At 65.9% G+C, this 343-nt stretch carries 1 protein-coding gene; it reads left to right on the top strand.

All coding sequences use genetic code 11. From position 1 onward, the window contains the following. Positions 1-343, top strand: a 343-nt coding sequence (locus AU465_RS38180; protein WP_312891343.1) for an ATP-grasp domain-containing protein, incomplete at both ends; no start/stop codon positions are given.

Genomic DNA, 343 nt, shown 5'->3' on the forward strand with positions numbered 1-343 from the left:
CCAGGCCAAGGAACTGCTCGCCCGCCACGGCGTGCATGTGCCGCGCGGCGGCCTTGCCTACAGCCCCGAACAGGCGACCTACCGTGCCAGAGAGATCGGCGGCGCGAAATGGGTGCTGAAGGCGCAGGTTCATTCCGGCGCCCGCGGCAAGGCCGGCGGCATAAAACTCTGTTCCAATGACGAGGAGATATCCACCGCGGCGGAAGCCATGCTCGGGCGCAAGCTGGTGACCCAGCAGACCGGCCCGCGCGGCAAGCTGATATCGCGCCTCTATCTTGAGGAAGCCGTCGATATCGCGCAGGAGCTCTATCTCGGCTTCGTGCTCGACCGCAAGGAAGAGCGC

Source organism: Mesorhizobium silamurunense (genome assembly GCF_014843905.1).
Lineage (GTDB): Bacteria > Pseudomonadota > Alphaproteobacteria > Rhizobiales > Rhizobiaceae > Mesorhizobium > Mesorhizobium silamurunense.